The following is a 15,858-nucleotide window of genomic DNA, read 5'->3' as shown; positions in this document are numbered from 1 at the left end:
GGTGGTTCAGCCAAAGATGTTTTGGATGTGCTGGACAATTCGCGAGCAAGCTCGCTCCCACGGGCGCTAGACGTGATTCAGAGTGATGAGCGCCGCGTCCAGTATCTAAAAATCGGCTCAGCCATAAACAGCACAAACAGCAAGCGCATGACCTGCATTGCTGTCACCAAAGGCACAGACAATTGCAGGACTTCGGCGGTCAGGCTCATTTCGGCGATGCCGCCGGGCATCATGCCCAAGGTCAATGAGCGCAGATCCAGATGGGTGGCGGAACTCAGCGCAAGCGCGGCGAGGGCGGCGATCATCATGGTCAGGGCTGTGCCCAGCAAGGTTCTGCCAATGAACGATGGCGCTCGCTGAAAGAACTTGCGATTGAAGTGGCAGCCCAGGCCGCTACCGATCAGCCATTGACCGATCTGGCTGCTGCCGTCCGGCAAGCCGATATGCAGGTCAAAGCTGACGCTGATCACGGCACTGACCAGTAACGGACCGAACAGCCAGGGATTGGGTTGTTTAAGACGTTGCCAAAGCCAGGCGACCGCCGCCCCCAGGGGAAACAACAGCGCCAGCCATAGCCAGTTGACACTGCCTGCATGCTCCAGCGGTGTGCCGTTGCCCATCAGGTATTTGAAAATCGCCGGGACACACAGCACCACCATCAGCACCCGCAGGCTTTGACCGGCGGCAACACTGCTGAGAATGGCTCCATTGCGGGCACCGAGGTTGACCATCTCCCCCGACCCGCCAGGCATGCTGGAAAAAAAGGCAGTCGCGCGGTCTTCACCGCTGCGACGCATCAGCCACACGCCGACCACACTGGACAAGCTGGTGATCAGCGCAGCAAAAAAAATCAATCCGAAATGCGCGAGTACCTGCTCGATCACGATGGGGGTGAAATGCAGGCCAATACCGATGCCGACGATCCATTGGCCGCATTTGCGGCCGCCGGGTATTTCCGCCAGTTGCCAGGGCGTCAGGCAACGGACCAGGATGATCGCCAGCAACGAGCCGACCATCCAGGGCAAAGGCCAGCCGACCTGGCTGGCGAGGTATCCGCCAAGCAGGCCGACCAGCGGTGTTCCCCACCAGGTTCTGAAGGGTCTGTCAGACACTTGTCGCTGCACTGCGCTGGGCTGCCCGCTTGCGCCAGATGCGGATCATCGGGAACACCAGCATGATGATCGTAAGCACCCAGACGCCGATAGTGATCGGGCTGGACCAGAGGATTTCCATCGCGCCATTGGAGATCGACAGGGCGCGACGCAGGTTCTGCTCCATCAGACCGCCAAGGATGAAACCCAGCAGGATCGGCGACAGCGGGAAGTCCAGCTTGCGCAGGATGTAGCCGAAGATGCCGATGCCGACCATCAGGAACAAGTCGAAGGTGGTGGCGTGAACCGCATAGACGCCGATCCCGGTAATGATCGCGATTACTGGCACCAGCGCCCAGTTAGGCACGTTGAGGATGCGAGTGAAGATGCGGATCATCGGGATGTTGAGAATCACCAGCATGACGTTGGCGATGAACAACGACGCGATCAGGCCCCATACAAGGTCGGGCTGTTGCTGGAACAGCATCGGGCCAGGTGTGATGTTGTACAGCGACAATGCGCCGATCATTACCGCCGTGGTGCCCGAACCCGGCACGCCAAGGGTCAGCATGGGAACCAATGCGCCACAGGCTGCGCCACCGATGGCCGTTTCCGGAGCTGCCAGCCCGCGCATATCACCTTGGCCGAATTTTCCGGTTTTGCCCGCGATGCTTTTTTCGGTCATGTACGCGACCGCACTGGCTAGAGTTGCGCCGGCACCCGGCAACACCCCCATCACAAATCCCATCACGCCGCAGCGCAGGTTCACCGTAAATACCGAAGCTGCTTCCTTGACATTGAACATCATGCGCCCGGTAGCCTTCACGGCTTCCTGGCCGTGGTGGGTTTTTTCCAGCAGCAGCAGAATCTCGCTGATGGAGAACAGGCCCAGTACCAGCACGACGAATTGGATACCGTCAGTCAGATGGATGTTGTCGCCCGTGAAGCGATACACGCCACTGTTGGCGTCAATGCCGACAGCTGACAGGAACAGGCCGATCAGTGCAGCGATAAAGGTCTTGATAGGACGATCACCAGCCATGCCGCCGAGGCAGACGATGGCAAACACCATCAGCACGAAATATTCCGCCGGTCCGAAGGCAATCGCCCATTTCGCCAGCAGCGGGGCGAACAGCACCATGCCGCAGGTCGCAATGAAGGCACCGATGAACGAGCTCCAGGCCGACAGCGACAAGGCAACACCCGCCAGACCCTGACGCGCCATTGGGTAGCCGTCGAGGGTGGTCATTACTGTTGAAGCTTCGCCCGGGATGTTCAGCAGAATCGAGCTGATCCGGCCGCCATATTCACAACCAAGGTAAACAGCTGCCAGCAGGATCAGCGCTGATTCAGGCGGCAGACCCAGCGCAAAGGCAATCGGGATCAACAGCGCAACGCCGTTGATCGGGCCCAGGCCCGGCAGCAGGCCGACCACGGTGCCGATCAATGTGCCGCACAGCGCGGTGATGAGGTTGTAAGGGGTGAGCGCAACGCCGAAGCCTTGGCCCAGATAGCCGAAAGTATCCATTGATCAGTTCTCCAGAACGTCGAGCAGGCCCAAGGGCAACGGAACGTCCATGGCTTTATCGAAAAGCAGGTAAAGGCCGACGCTCATCAGAATCACCACGATCACGCTGGGTACCCAGCGACCGCCGTACAAGCGCGCCATCGGGATACCGATCAGAATGCTGCTGACGATGAAGCCCAGTGGTTCGAAGGTGCCAGCGAAAATAAGCAGCAAAGCGACACAAGCGACGATCTTGATGATGGTTTCGCGGTCCAGCGGTGGCTCATCATCGGAGTGCACGATGCGTGCCGGACGGAACAGCATGTAAATCAGCGCCAGGCTCATCAACCCCAGCATCAGCAGCGGGAAAGCACGCGGGCCAACCGGTTCGTAGGAAAACGGTGCCTGATAGGGCCAGGCCATTACCGCCAAACCTGCACAGACCAGCAGCAGGAAGGCAGCGAAAATGCGTTGGATCACCATGGTGGAACTCCCGGGTCGCCGTGCCACGCAGGCATGACGACCACTAGTCAGTCAATCGATCACTGAATCAGGCCAAATTCCTTGGCCAGGGTCTTGTAGTCAGCAACCTGTTTCTTCACGTAGGTGTCCAGTTCCGGGCCGGTCATGGCGAACGGGAACAGCTCACGCTGGTCGCGCAGCTTCGCGAAGTCTTCGGATGCCAGCAGCTTGTCGAAGGCGTCTTTCCACCATTTGTATTCTTCGTCCGTCACCTTTGGCCCGAGGTAGAAGCCACGTACTACTGGCCAGACGATGTCGTAGCCTTGTTCTTTGGCAGTCGGGATGTTTTTCATTTCCGGCTCGTCCAGGCGCTTGTCCGAGAACACCGCCAGCAGGCGCATGTCACCGCTGAGGATGTGCGGCATGGAGTCGGAGATGTCGGTGCTGCCGACCTGGATGTGACCGCCGAGCAGGGCGGTGGCGATTTCGCCGCCGCCTTCGAGGGCGACATAACGCAAGTCGCGAGGGTTAATGCCCGCGGCCTTGGCGATCAGTGCGGTTTGCATCCAGTCCTGGCTGCCGACGGTGCCGCCGGAACCGATCACGACTTTGCTTGGGTCGGCCTTGAGTGCCTTGACCAGATCGTCGAGGGTTTTGTAGGGCGAATCGCTTTTCACGGCGATGGCACCATAGCTGGTGCCGACAGCGGCCAGCCAGCGCACTGCGTTTTCATCGAAGCGACCGAACTTGCCTTGTGCCAGATTGAGCAGCGAACCGCTGGACCAGGCCACTAGCGTGCCGGCATCGGCAGGGCGCTGAGCGACCACTGCGTTGTAGGCCACCGCTCCAACGCCACCGGGCATGTAAGTAACACGCATCGGCTTGGAGAGGATCTTCTCGTTCATCAACGCGCTCTGCACCAGTTTGCAGGTCAGGTCAAAGCCACCGCCGGGCGAGGCCGGGGCGATGCATTCAGGGCGTTTGGGTTCGTCCGCCATCAGGTGCGTGGCGAACATCATGCAGCCAGCGGCCAGCGCTAGGCGACGCAAGGATAAAGTCATGGTCAGTCTCCAGAGTTTTTTGTTTTTGGATGTGCAGCGGTTTGAATTGCTTCCTTTCATGCCAGCAGCCATGACCTGGCGGCTGACAACGTTTTCATCGCTCTTTGAAGCGCAAATAAGGGATGAGCGAAGCTGTGCCCGCAGTCATGTGCGTGCATTCTGAAAAACAGTGGGGGTCGTTGCGGGTGGGCGAGAAGGCCCTGGACGTTGGCATCGTCATGGTTGACTCCATTTTTGTTCTTATTTTGAAAACGCTTCGAGGCGTCTTTCTTGCGGCCGCTGAGATGGCCGTTTGCCCGATGCTAAACAGCGAAGCTTTCGCAAACCTTTCAATAACCTTTCACAGGCAAGCTAAATTGAGTTTTGAGTTGTTTCCGTGCTTCACAGCCGACAAGTCGCCTGTAAACTCCGAACTCCTAAAAGTCACGCAATCAGGAGAAGTCGATGCGTGTTCTTCTCGTTGAAGATCATCCGCAATTAGCTGAAAGCGTAGCCCAGGCGCTCAAGAGCGCTGGTCTGACGGTCGATGTGCTGCATGATGGCGTTGCTGCCGATCTGGCGCTGAGCAGCGAGGAATATGCGGTCGCCATTCTTGATGTTGGCCTGCCGCGCATGGATGGCTTTGAAGTGCTGGCGCGTTTACGGGGCCGAGGTAAAAACCTCCCGGTGTTGATGCTGACCGCGCGCAGCGACGTGAAGGATCGCGTTCATGGCCTGAATCTGGGCGCTGACGATTATTTGGCCAAGCCGTTCGAGCTTTCCGAGCTGGAAGCGCGGGTCAAGGCGCTGTTGCGCCGCAGCGTGCTGGGTGGCGAGCGGCAGCAGCGGTGCGGCGTGCTGGCTTACGACCTGGATACTCGTCGTTTCACCCTGGGTGATGAGCTGCTGACGCTTACGTCCCGCGAACAGGCGGTTCTGGAGGCGTTGATTGCTCGCCCTGGGCGAGTGATGAGCAAGGAACAGGTGGCTTCCCAGGTTTTCGGTCTGGATGAAGAGGCGAGTGCCGACGCTATCGAAATTTATGTGCATCGTCTGCGCAAAAAACTCGACGGCCATCCCGTGGCCATCGTGACATTCCGCGGTCTTGGCTATCTGTTGGAAAGCCGTGATGAGCAGGCATAACAGCCTTCGCTGGCGACTGCTGTGGAACCTTGGGCTGCTGATGACTGTGCTCATGCTCGCCAGTGGTTTGAGCGCGTATTGGAACGGCAGGGAAGCGGCCGACATTGCCTATGATCGAACCCTGCTGGCCTCTGCTCGGACCATCGCTGCCGGGGTTTCCCAGCGTGACGGCACCCTCAGCGCGGATGTGCCCTACATCGCGCTGGATACCTTTGCCTATGACAGTGCCGGTCGTATCTATTACCAGGTCAACGACATCAACAAAAAGCTGATTTCCGGTTACGAGGGCATTCCTTCACCGCCTCCCGGCACTTTGCGAACTGACGATTATCCGGCACTGGCCAGTTTCTATACGGCCCGGTATCAGGGCCAGTCGGTGCGCGTGGTCAACCTGCTCAAGCCGGTGAGCGAACCGAACATGAACGGCATGGCTGAAATTCGCGTGGCTGAAACCGAAGAGGCCCGGGTCAGCATGGCCCGTAGCCTGATGGCCGATACGTTGCTGCGTCTGGGGATGCTCGGCGCCGGCGCGTTGTTGCTGGTGTGGTTTACGGTCAGCGCCGCATTGCAACCGTTGGAGCGCTTGCGGACCGAAGTGGAGGAGCGTCAGCCGGATGACTTGCGCTCACTGCCGCTGGTTGAAGTGCAGCACGAGCTGCGGCCGCTGGTCAGCGCACTCAATCACTTTACCGAGCGCCTGCGTCAGCAATTCGAACGTCAGGCGCAGTTCATTGCCGACGCCGCTCATGAGTTGCGTACCCCGTTGGCAGCGCTCAAGGCTCGGGTCGAATTAGGCCTGCGAGATCCTGAACCCGCGCACTGGCGCACGACGCTGGAAGAGGCTGCGCAGGGCACTGATCGTCTGACTCATCTGGCCAACCAGTTGCTGTCTCTGGCTCGTATCGAAAACGGTGCGCGGGCCATTGCAGAAGGCGGCGCTCAAACACTGGACTTGAGCCGGTTGGCGCGGGAACTGGGGATGGCGATGGCACCCCTGGCGCATGCTCATGGGGTGTCGTTGGCACTGGAGGCCGATCAGCCGGTGTTGTTGCTGGGTGAGCCGACGCTGCTCAACGAACTGCTGAGCAACCTCATCGACAATGCGCTGGCGCATACGCCGTCGGGCGGCAACGTGATCCTGCGCGTCAGTGCGCCGGGGATCCTCGAAGTCGAGGACGATGGCCCGGGCATTCCGGCAGCAGAGCGAGATCGAGTGTTCGAGCGCTTCTACCGAAGCCAGCAGCAGGGCAAAGGCTCAGGGCTGGGGTTGGCGATTGTCGGAGAAATCTGCCGGGCACACCTGGCCCAGATCAGCCTGCATGATGGTGCGGCTGGGGGGTTGAAGGTGCGGGTGAGTTTTGTGGTGGGGTAGTAATGTGTTGGGCTCATCTACCTGTGGGAGCTGAGCTTGCTCGCGATAAGAACACCTCGGCCTGCCTGATGGACCGCATCGCCCTTATCGCGGGCAAGCACCGCTCCCACAGAAATCCGCAATCCTTGCCGGGCTTCAATAAAGCATCATCTTCGCTTCATCCATTTCCGCGCCCAGATGACCGCCACTCAGGTCCAGCCCCAATTGATGGAAGGCTGGCAGGCTGCTCATTTCTATCTGGCTATAAGGATGGCTGGTCCCCTGATGCAGGTGCACCGTCGCGATCTGGACCAGGTCGATGTAGTCCGGGCTGGTTGATACCCGTGTGAAATCCTGAAATTTAGTCGGCACAGTCGCCAACAGTTCGGGGAAATCCCAGGAGCGCAGCAGCCGCTCCCCGATCACTGGGTGAATGCGTTCGATCACATGATTCAGGCTGACCGAGTCAGACAGCAGTTCGAAGTGATCTTCGGCATAGGTCAGGATCGGCAATACCCCAATCAGGTGAATCAGTCCTGCAAGGGTTGCCTTGTCAGGTTTAAGCGTCGCGCGCTTCTGGCTCAATTTGTAAGCAATGCCCGCAACTTGCAGGCTCTGTTGCCAAATCTCACGCAGTTTGCGCTCTACCACCTCGGATTTGGCATGGAACATTTGTTCCACGACCAGGCCAATCGCCAGGTTGCAGGTGTAATTGACCCCCAACCGAGTGATCGCAGTGTTGACGTCACTGACTTCAAAGTTAGGGCGCAGCAGGGGGCTGTTTACAACCTTGATCAGGCGAGCGGACAGCGCGGTGTCGCTGCCAATCACTTTGCTCAGGGCGGCGACACTTATTTCGGTGTTCTCAGCAGCGAGGCGGATCTTTAGCGCTACTTCAGGGAGGGTTGGCAGAAACAAGGCATCTCTGTCGATGGCCTTGATCAAGTTTCTCTGCACCTCGTCAGCCATCTGGCTCATGTCGCATCTCACAGGCGTTGGGGTCGTCCCGCATCTCCGCGCTCTAGGTGAGCACGGAAGCGGAATCAATATGCAGACATTCTCGGCATGAAGGCGTTCGTAGTTATATCAACCGTATTCATATCAACGCTGTGTTTCGAGCTTGCTGTCCAGGATATAGGGCAGCTCGGCCAGTTGCAGCGCCGGGCCATCGGCTGCGCCCAGATGGATGTCACCGCTTTCCGCTGCATCAGCCTGTAGAACCGCGAGCAACTGCACCCCGTTTCCGGCACGCGCGGCGAGCACCACATTGCCGACGGCGCTGGCGTGAACCGACGAAAACAGTGCCGCGCCCGGCTCAGGTATGTCGTAACCAGCCAGGCTCAGCCGATAAAGACGACGTTTGAGTTTGCCCAGGTACTGCATGCGCGCGACGATTTCCTGGCCGGTGTAGCAGCCTTTCTTGAAACTGACGCCGCCAACGGCCTGCAGATTGATCATCTGCGGGATGAATTCCTCTCGGGTACTGCCAAACACCTGACCAATACCGGCTTCAATCTGGCCCAGCAGCCAGTCATTGAGCGAGCCCTCAGTCAGCAGCGCCGCCAGACGCGCCTGGATATCGGGGGCCTGCTCTGCACGCACCCACAATTCTGCTCTGGCGGGGGAAACGCGGACGGCGATCATATCGTTGCTGCGCGCGACCGCGTCTGTCTCCTGCGGCAGATCGAGTCCGAGATTCACCAGTGCTGCATCGCCGTTTTGTACGCCGAAACGCACCCAGACGGCACTTTCATCGGTCAGTTTGGATTTGGAGAAAACCGCGTATTTCTTCAGATCGGCCAACTGGGCTTCGATCAGCTCGCTGGCCATCGCCAACAGGCAGCCGTCGCCTTCGAGCAGGATGCGAAAGCTCGATTGCATGCGGCCTTTTTGCGTACAGCGCGCGCCGAGCGTGGCTTTGGCGTCGCTGAGGTAATCAAGGTTGCAGGTTAATTGACCCTGCAGAAATTTGCTGGCATCAACGCCGCGGACGGCGAGAACACCTTCATGGGAAAGCGGGCAGTAGAAAGCTGAGTCGGCCATGAGTCATCGCAACGGAAAAAGTCTGGGGCACATGATAGTGCCGAGTCCGGCTTATGTGTACCTGAAAACTACTGCGACCAATGCGCGGTGCCCTGATTCGACTTGCGGTTGTATACTCGCCGCCTATTTTGAGGAGCGCTCCATGGTCGAAGAAGTCGAACTCAACCGCCTTTACTGGCACAGCCGCCGCGGCATGCTTGAACTGGATGTGCTGCTGGTGCCGTTTGTCCGGGAAGTTTACCCGACGCTCAATGACGTTGACCGCGATCTGTATCGCCGCCTGCTGACCTGTGAAGATCAGGACATGTTCGGCTGGTTCATGCAGCGCGCCGAATCCGAAGACGCGGAACTGCAGCGAATGGTCCGCATGATTCTGGACCGTGTCCAGCCTGCCTGATTGCTTCGAATGCCACTGGCAGCCCTCTCGAGGGTTGCTGATGGCTTATCTGGCCGTACAGCTGGCAGCGATTGTGGCTTTATATGTGTTGGCAGCCCCGGGCTGGCTGTCTGCAATCGGGCTCGCTGCCTGCCTGGCCCATGCCCTGTGGGTGGTGCCAGGTTCGATCTCACTCAGTCGTGCGACGGCCTTCACTGGGTTGCGGCGTACCAGTGAGGGTTGGCAGTTGTGGAGCATGCAGGGCGGTTGGCAGCCGGTGCAGTTACAACGCGACAGCATCGCGCTGCCGCCGCTGGTGGTGCTGCGTTTTCGGGTCGCGGGGAAGGGCCGTGGTGGCTGGCGCAGGACTCAGGGGATCTGCATCCCCTGTGATGCCATGGCGCCGGACTTGCACCGTCGATTGCGGGTGCGGCTCAAATTCAGCCGACGTAGGTGGGTGGCACCAGAATAGTGTCGATGGCATCCGGCAGCATGTCCGGATAGTCCAGAGTGTAATGCAAACCACGGCTCTCCTTGCGCTCCATGGCCGAAGCGATCATCAACTCTGCCACTTGTGCCAGGTTGCGCAGCTCGATCAGGTCACGACTGACTTTATAGTTGCTGTAGAACTCGTCGATTTCGTCGAGCAGCAACCGCACACGATGCTGAGCGCGTTGCAGACGTTTGTTGGTGCGTACGATCCCCACGTAGTCCCACATGAACCGGCGTAACTCGTCCCAGTTGTGAGCAATGATCACGTCTTCGTCTGAGTCTGTAACCTGGCTGGCGTCCCAACCTGGCAGGTTGGCCGGGGCCTCGACCTTAGCCAGTTGCCCGATAATCTCTGCTGCAGCCGATCGGCCGTAAACGAAGCACTCCAGCAGCGAGTTGCTCGCCATTCGGTTCGCGCCGTGCAGGCCGGTGAAGCTGGTTTCGCCGATGGCGTACAACCCCGGGACGTCGGTCCGGCCGTGCTCGTCGACCATTACTCCGCCACAGGTGTAGTGGGCGGCAGGCACTACCGGGATGGGCTGGCGAGTAATGTCGATGGAAAATTCCAGGCAGCGCTTATAGACCGTCGGGAAATGGCTTTTGATGAAGTCTTCCGGTTTATGGCTGATGTCCAGATAGACGCAGTCGATGCCCAGACGCTTCATTTCATGGTCAATTGCCCTCGCGACGATATCTCGTGGTGCCAGTTCGGCGCGCGGATCAAAGCGCTGCATGAAGCGCTCACCGTTGGGCAGTTTCAGATAGGCACCTTCACCGCGCAGGGCTTCGGTGACCAGAAAGCTCTTGGCCTGTGGGTGGTAGAGACAAGTGGGGTGGAACTGGTTGAACTCCAGGTTTGCGACCCGGCATCCTGCCCGCCAGGCCATGGCGATGCCATCGCCACAGGCACCATCCGGGTTGCTGGTGTAGAGGTAGACTTTCGCCGCACCGCCGCAGGCAAGAATGGTGAAGCGGGCGCCGTAAGTATCGACTTCTCCGCTGTTGCGATTAAGCACATACGCACCCAGGCAGCGTTGGCCGTCTATGCCGAGTCGGCGCTCGGTAATCAGATCGACAGCGACCCTTTGCTCCAGCAACTCGATGTTCGGTCGCGATTGGGCCTGGGCCAGCAAGGTTTTGAAAATTGCTGCACCGGTGGCGTCGGCGGCATGGATGATCCGTCGATGACTATGGCCGCCTTCACGGGTCAGGTGGAATTCAAACCCGCCGTCTTCTGTGCCCAACTGGTCATCACGGGTGAAGGGCACCCCAAGATCGATCAGCCACTGGATCGCTTCGCGGCTATGTTCGACGGTAAACCGAACCGCGTCTTCATGACACAGGCCACCACCGGCATTAAGCGTGTCTTCCACGTGAGATTGCACGGTATCCGCGTTGTCCAGCACCGCCGCGACCCCGCCCTGAGCCCAGAACGTCGAGCCATTGGCCAGGTCACCCTTGCTCAAGACCGCGATACGCAGATGAGCAGGGAGAGTCAGCGCGAGGCTCAGTCCCGCCGCGCCGCTGCCAATGACCAGTACGTCGTGTTGAAAAAATTGGCTCATGTCTGAATTCCGTGTGCGGCGGCCACTGGTGGCCCGTTTCGCAAAGTAAGCGGTGCCATTCGAGCGACGCCTGATTTCGCCAGACTACCTTGCCAGTCTTTCCTGGAGCCCAGCCATGAGTGGTCGTCGCGCCTTGTCTGACAATATCAACCACTCGCCCGAAGTGAGCGTATTTGGGAGACGGACTACTAGTATAAGTAAGGGGGGAGCGGCACAATAGCCCCGCTTTATGGCAATGTGGTACCACAGCGGGGCCCGGATTGTGCTTTAGTCCGACGCTTGCTGCATACCATTCTCACAATAGGGGCGGCAGTTTTTCACGTTGTCGCGGGATTTTTCCTACGGTGATGCAATGGTGGTCTTACACCTGCAAGTTGAATTCGGGAACTTTTCATCATGGCCCGGGCTCAATAGCAGGTTGCCTGTAAAGGGAAAGCGTCGGCTTTAACGGAGCTAGATAACAGCTACCGCCAGCGGATTCGACGACAGATTATTCGCGCAGCCGACCTGGTTCGAGCTGCGTTTTTCGTGCGGGCCATTGAGTGCCAGCAGGAAACTTGCCTGGAGGGGAGAACTTTTGCGAGAAGCCCGAGTCTATGTATTCAAGCCAACACAGTGGCTGGTACAGCGCTCCTTCAAGCTCAATGAGGAGTGTTCATGCTAACCCAGGAAGAGGATCAGCAGCTGGTCGAGCGCGTACAGCGCGGCGACAAGCGAGCTTTTGATCTGTTGGTGCTGAAGTATCAGCACAAGATTCTCGGGTTGATCGTGCGTTTCGTGCACGACACCCATGAAGCCCAGGACGTTGCGCAGGAAGCCTTTATCAAGGCCTATCGTGCGCTAGGAAACTTTCGCGGTGACAGCGCCTTTTATACATGGCTGTACCGCATCGCCATTAACACGGCGAAAAACTATTTGGTGTCGCGCGGTCGGCGGCCACCGGATAGCGATGTAAGGTCTGAAGATGCGGAGTTCTACGATGGCGATCATGGCCTCAAGGACATCGAGTCGCCAGAACGTGCATTGTTGAGGGATGAGATCGAAGGCACTGTCCATCGAACCATCCAGCTTCTCCCGGAAGATTTGCGTACGGCACTAACTTTACGCGAATTCGACGGTCTGAGTTACGAGGACATTGCCAGCGTCATGCAATGTCCGGTGGGTACCGTGCGATCTCGGATTTTCCGCGCTCGGGAAGCCATCGATAAAGCCCTGCAGCCGTTGTTGCAGGAATCCTGAGACAGCGGCGATAGCCAAGAGAGGAAACCGCCATGAGTCGTGAAGCCCTGCAGGAATCGCTGTCCGCGGTGATGGATAACGAAGCGGACGAATTGGAATTGCGTCGGGTATTGAATGCCATCGACGATGCGGATACACGTGCCACATGGTCGCGTTATCAGATTGCTCGTGCAGCAATGCACAAAGAGCTGTTGATCCCTCACTTGGATATCACGGCTGCAGTCTCTGCCGCGATCGCCGATGAAGTCAGTCCGTTGAAAGCTGCTCGTGGTCCATGGCGTAGCCTGGGTCGTCTCGCAGTTGCTGCCTCCGTTACTGTTGCCGTTCTGGCCGGCGTACGTTTGTACAACCAGGATGACATCGCGGGTGCACAGTTGGCGCAACAGGCTCCGCAGCCTGCCAGCCTGTCTGTTCCGCAAGTGAAAGGTCCGGCCGTACTGGCTGGCTACACCGAAAGCACTGAGCAGGCACCAGGTCCTATGGCCAACGGTGTGTTGCAAGGTCAAGCAGGTTCGCAAGACCAGCGTTTGCCAGGTTACTTGCGTCAACATGCCCAGCAAGCTGCATTGAAAGGAACTGAAAGCGCTCTGCCTTACGCACGCGCCGCCAGCCTGGAAAACCGTTAAGGAAGATAATGCGCGCCGTCCCTCTATTGCCTTTATTGCTTGGTGGATGGCTCGTCCTTCCCGCTCACGCCGATGATGCGCAAGACACGTTGAAGCGTCTTGCGCACGCTGAGCAGCAGCAAAGCTTTCAAGGCACCTTCGTTTACGAACGAAATGGTAGTTTCTCCACTCATCGAATTTGGCATCGGGTCACCGATGGCAAGGTTCGTGAGCGCCTGCTCCAACTCGATGGTTCCGCTCAGGAAGTCGTTCGTGCTGACGGTTTGACCCAATGCGTCAGCGGCAAGCTTGAAAGCGGAGTCTCCAATCAGCCTGAGACATCGGTCCACGGGTTCGACGCTAAGAAGCTCTCTGCGTGGTACGACATTAAAACCGTCGGCAGTTCGCGGGTGGCTGGTCGTCCCGCTACGATCATCGCGCTTACTCCCAAGGACCAGCATCGTTTCGGCGTCGAACTGCATGTTGATAACGAAACCGGCCTGCCAGTCAAATCGCTGTTGTTGAGCGAGAAGGGGCAGCTGCTTGAGCGTTTTCAATTCACCGAGCTGAGCACCAGCGTTCCCACTGATGACGTGCTGCAACCCAGCGCTGAATGTCGGCCTGTCGAAGCGGTTAAAGCCAAGCAGAAGGCCGCCAGCAAGCCGGCCCCTTGGCGTCTTGAGTGGGTGCCGCCCGGGTTTGAGCTGAGTAGCAGCGCAGTGCGCAAGGAAGCTGAATCGAAAGTTCAGATCAGCAACTTGATGTTCGACGATGGCTTGGCGAGATTTTCGGTGTTTGTCGCACCCGTGAGCGGTCCGACGATTACTGATACGCGTACGCAGCTCGGACCGACCGTTGCCATATCGCGGCGACTGACGACTCCAAAAGGTGACACGATGGTTACCGTCGTAGGTGAAATTCCCCTGGGTACCGCCGAGCGAATCGCGCTTTCACTGCGCAGCGCTGATGCGCCAGCCAACAAGAAGTAGCTCGAAAAGTGAATAGCAGGGCCCAAGGTGTAAAAGGTTTCATCTTGGGCTCGTTCCGCCGCAGCACAAGCCTTTGCAGGATGTTCGCCGCCTCCGCTGAAACGTTTGGTGAGGTTTGCGAGTTGCAAAAACTCTCGTTTTTTTCTATAGGTCACAGCCTTGCCGCTCTGGCCTTTGTTGTTTTCAGGCCAGAAAAATTAGCTGATGGAGTTTTACCCCCGGTTGAAAACTGAAGGTGAGCCCCCATCAGATTATTCGGTCTGCATTGCTTAACTTCGCTCGTTGTGCACGGGAGCCCTATGTCCATACCCAGTTTTAAAACCTATTTCTCGTTTGTTGCCGCTCTGCTGATGTTCGGGCAGATGGCCACGGCTCAAGCCGAAGCCTTGCCAGACTTCACCACGCTGGTCGAGCAAGCTTCCCCCGCTGTCGTGAATATCAGTACCACTCAGAAAATGCCGGAACGCTCTGTCGCTCAGCAGCAAATGCCTGACCTGGAAGGTTTGCCGCCGATGCTGCGTGAGTTCCTCGAGCGGGGAATTCCGCCACAAGGGCGCAAGCCTGGCTCTCCGAAGAGTGATCGCCAGCGTGAGGCCCAGTCGCTTGGATCGGGATTCATCATCTCCAAAGATGGCTATGTGCTGACCAACAACCATGTAATTGATGGCGCCGATGAGATTCTGGTTCGCCTTTCCGATCGCAGCGAGCTTAAAGCTAAATTGGTAGGTACTGATCCACGTACCGACGTTGCCGTTCTGAAAATTGAAGGCAAGGATCTGCCTACGGTGAAGCTGGGCAATTCCGAAAAGCTGAAGGTCGGCGAATGGGTGCTGGCGATCGGCTCGCCATTCGGTTTCGACCATTCGGTGACCAAAGGCATCGTCAGTGCCAAGGGCCGCAGCCTGCCAAATGACACCTACGTGCCGTTCATTCAGACCGACGTGGCCATCAACCCGGGTAACTCTGGCGGTCCATTGTTCAACATGGATGGTGAAGTAGTGGGCATCAACTCCCAGATCTTCACCCGTTCCGGCGGATTCATGGGCCTGTCCTTCGCCATTCCAATTGACGTTGCGATGGATGTCGCGAACCAGATCAAAGCCAGCGGTAAAGTGAATCGTGGCTGGCTGGGCGTGGTGATTCAGGAGGTCAACAAGGACCTGGCTGAGTCATTCGGTCTGGACAAACCAGCCGGTGCACTGGTTGCTCAGGTGCTGGAAAGCGGTCCTGCGGCCAAAGGCGGTGTTCAGGTTGGCGACGTTATCCTCAGCGCCAACGGCACTCCAATTATCATGTCGGCTGATTTGCCGCATCTGATCGGCAACCTCAAGGATGGTAGCAAGGCTGAGCTGGAAGTCATCCGCAACGGCAAACGCCAGACTCTTACGGTCACCGTCGGTGCGCTGCCGGATGAAGGTCAGGAAATGGGTACGCCGGAATCTGCGGGTGCCGAGCGCAGCAGCAATCGCCTTGGTGTATCGGTTGTCGATCTGACAGCCGAGCAACAGAAGAGCCTCGATATCAAGGGCGGAGTGGTCATCAAGGAAGTGACTGATGGTCCGGCCGCACTGATTGGCTTGCAAGCGGGTGATGTGATCACTCACCTGAATAACCAGGCACTCACGTCGGCAAAAAACTTCAGCGAAGTCGCTAAAGGCTTGCCGAAGAATCGCTCCGTCTCCATGCGCGTACTGCGTCAGGGCCGGGCGAGCTTCATCACCTTCAAGCTGGCTGAATAACCCAGCGGGTGGACGCAAAGGGGGGGGCGGTTATTACCGCCCCCCCCTTTTTTTGGCCCGCTGTTGCTCAGTAAACGAAGATCGTGTGGGAGCGAGCTTGCTCGCGAAAGCGGTATCGGATTCAAGCGAGTTTGTGAAGGTTCTTGCCCCTTCGCGAGCAGGCTGAACTGGTCAAGTAATCACGGACACCGGTTACGGTTTATGCCGCTTTTTTCT

At 58.1% G+C, this 15,858-nt stretch carries 16 protein-coding genes; 9 read left to right on the top strand and 7 right to left on the bottom strand.

The annotated features are described in order from the left end of the window. Positions 1–77: 77 nt before the first annotated feature. The 4 genes from IV01_RS19930 to IV01_RS19945 are packed head-to-tail and all read right to left on the bottom strand — an operon-like array spanning position 78 to position 4,127. A complete protein-coding gene (locus IV01_RS19930; RefSeq protein WP_032626580.1) occupies positions 78–1,112 on the bottom strand; it encodes an AbrB family transcriptional regulator in 1,035 nt (344 codons plus the stop codon). Continuing rightward, positions 1,105–2,619 (bottom strand): tripartite tricarboxylate transporter permease, encoded by a 1,515-nt coding sequence (locus IV01_RS19935; RefSeq protein ID WP_032626578.1) that lies wholly within the window; start codon positions 2,617–2,619, stop codon positions 1,105–1,107. Before IV01_RS19935 ends, IV01_RS19930 begins: the two co-directional genes overlap by 8 nt. Positions 2,620–2,622: 3 nt before the next feature. Further along, positions 2,623–3,081, bottom strand: coding sequence for a tripartite tricarboxylate transporter TctB family protein (locus IV01_RS19940; RefSeq protein WP_032626577.1), 459 nt, complete (start codon positions 3,079–3,081; stop codon positions 2,623–2,625). Between the two features lie 59 nt (positions 3,082–3,140). After that, positions 3,141–4,127: a Bug family tripartite tricarboxylate transporter substrate binding protein gene (locus tag IV01_RS19945; protein WP_195758753.1), complete on the bottom strand. Its 987-nt coding sequence runs from the start codon at positions 4,125–4,127 to the stop codon at positions 3,141–3,143. Positions 4,128–4,243: 116 nt separating this feature from the next. On the opposite strand from IV01_RS19945, the gene IV01_RS19950 reads away from it, so the two are divergent. From IV01_RS19950 to IV01_RS19960, 3 genes are read left to right on the top strand one after another with little or no spacing between them, the layout of a single operon-like run. Beyond that, on the top strand, positions 4,244–4,585 hold the full coding sequence (locus IV01_RS19950; RefSeq protein ID WP_032626574.1) for a hypothetical protein: 342 nt from the start codon (positions 4,244–4,246) through the stop codon (positions 4,583–4,585). Then, positions 4,566–5,243 (top strand): response regulator, encoded by a 678-nt coding sequence (locus tag IV01_RS19955; protein ID WP_032626571.1) that lies wholly within the window; start codon positions 4,566–4,568, stop codon positions 5,241–5,243. Before IV01_RS19950 ends, IV01_RS19955 begins: the two co-directional genes overlap by 20 nt. Then, positions 5,230–6,615: a sensor histidine kinase gene (locus tag IV01_RS19960; protein ID WP_032626569.1), complete on the top strand. Its 1,386-nt coding sequence runs from the start codon at positions 5,230–5,232 to the stop codon at positions 6,613–6,615. Before IV01_RS19955 ends, IV01_RS19960 begins: the two co-directional genes overlap by 14 nt. Positions 6,616–6,750: 135 nt before the next feature. Here the strand turns inward: IV01_RS19960 and IV01_RS19965 are convergent, their stop codons facing one another. Both IV01_RS19965 and IV01_RS19970 read right to left on the bottom strand, forming a co-directional pair. Continuing rightward, entirely contained in the window at positions 6,751–7,572 is an 822-nt protein-coding gene (locus IV01_RS19965) for an HDOD domain-containing protein (RefSeq protein ID WP_032626567.1), read from the bottom strand. Between the two features lie 123 nt (positions 7,573–7,695). After that, the gene (locus IV01_RS19970; protein ID WP_032626564.1) at positions 7,696–8,637 is read right to left on the bottom strand and encodes a YgfZ/GcvT domain-containing protein; all 942 of its coding nucleotides are present in this window, start codon (positions 8,635–8,637) and stop codon (positions 7,696–7,698) included. A 142-nt stretch (positions 8,638–8,779) separates the two neighbouring features. Here IV01_RS19970 and IV01_RS19975 point away from each other — a divergent pair, with 142 nt between their 5' ends. Together IV01_RS19975 and IV01_RS19980 are read left to right on the top strand one after the other, a co-directional pair. After that, positions 8,780–9,034 carry a succinate dehydrogenase assembly factor 2 gene (locus IV01_RS19975; protein ID WP_032626562.1) on the top strand — a complete coding sequence of 85 codons (255 nt, stop codon included), beginning with the start codon at positions 8,780–8,782 and terminating at the stop codon, positions 9,032–9,034. After that, positions 9,018–9,485 carry a protein YgfX gene (locus IV01_RS19980; protein ID WP_032626560.1) on the top strand — a complete coding sequence of 156 codons (468 nt, stop codon included), beginning with the start codon at positions 9,018–9,020 and terminating at the stop codon, positions 9,483–9,485. The genes IV01_RS19975 and IV01_RS19980 overlap by 17 nt, the downstream gene beginning before the upstream one ends. Here IV01_RS19980 and nadB read toward each other — a convergent pair. Beyond that, on the bottom strand, positions 9,454–11,070 hold the full coding sequence (nadB, locus tag IV01_RS19985; RefSeq protein ID WP_032626558.1) for an L-aspartate oxidase: 1,617 nt from the start codon (positions 11,068–11,070) through the stop codon (positions 9,454–9,456). The genes IV01_RS19980 and nadB overlap by 32 nt on opposite strands. Positions 11,071–11,727: 657 nt before the next feature. Between nadB and rpoE the strand changes: the two genes are divergently transcribed. From rpoE to IV01_RS20005, 4 genes are all read left to right on the top strand, one after another. Beyond that, on the top strand, positions 11,728–12,309 hold the full coding sequence (gene rpoE, locus IV01_RS19990; protein WP_020288878.1) for an RNA polymerase sigma factor RpoE: 582 nt from the start codon (positions 11,728–11,730) through the stop codon (positions 12,307–12,309). A 32-nt stretch (positions 12,310–12,341) separates the two neighbouring features. Then, positions 12,342–12,935 (top strand): sigma-E factor negative regulatory protein, encoded by a 594-nt coding sequence (locus IV01_RS19995; RefSeq protein ID WP_032626556.1) that lies wholly within the window; start codon positions 12,342–12,344, stop codon positions 12,933–12,935. Between the two features lie 8 nt (positions 12,936–12,943). Next, positions 12,944–13,903, top strand: a complete 960-nt coding sequence (locus IV01_RS20000) for a MucB/RseB C-terminal domain-containing protein (protein WP_032626555.1) — start codon at positions 12,944–12,946, stop codon at positions 13,901–13,903. 350 nt (positions 13,904–14,253) lie between these two features. Then, positions 14,254–15,642 (top strand): DegQ family serine endoprotease, encoded by a 1,389-nt coding sequence (locus IV01_RS20005; protein WP_229636092.1) that lies wholly within the window; start codon positions 14,254–14,256, stop codon positions 15,640–15,642. Positions 15,643–15,858 lie beyond the last annotated feature (216 nt).

Origin of the sequence: Pseudomonas syringae, assembly GCF_000737245.1 — a bacterium.
GTDB classification, from domain to species: Bacteria; Pseudomonadota; Gammaproteobacteria; order Pseudomonadales; family Pseudomonadaceae; genus Aquipseudomonas; species Aquipseudomonas syringae_J.
This window is presented reverse-complemented; position numbering and strand designations above follow the sequence as displayed.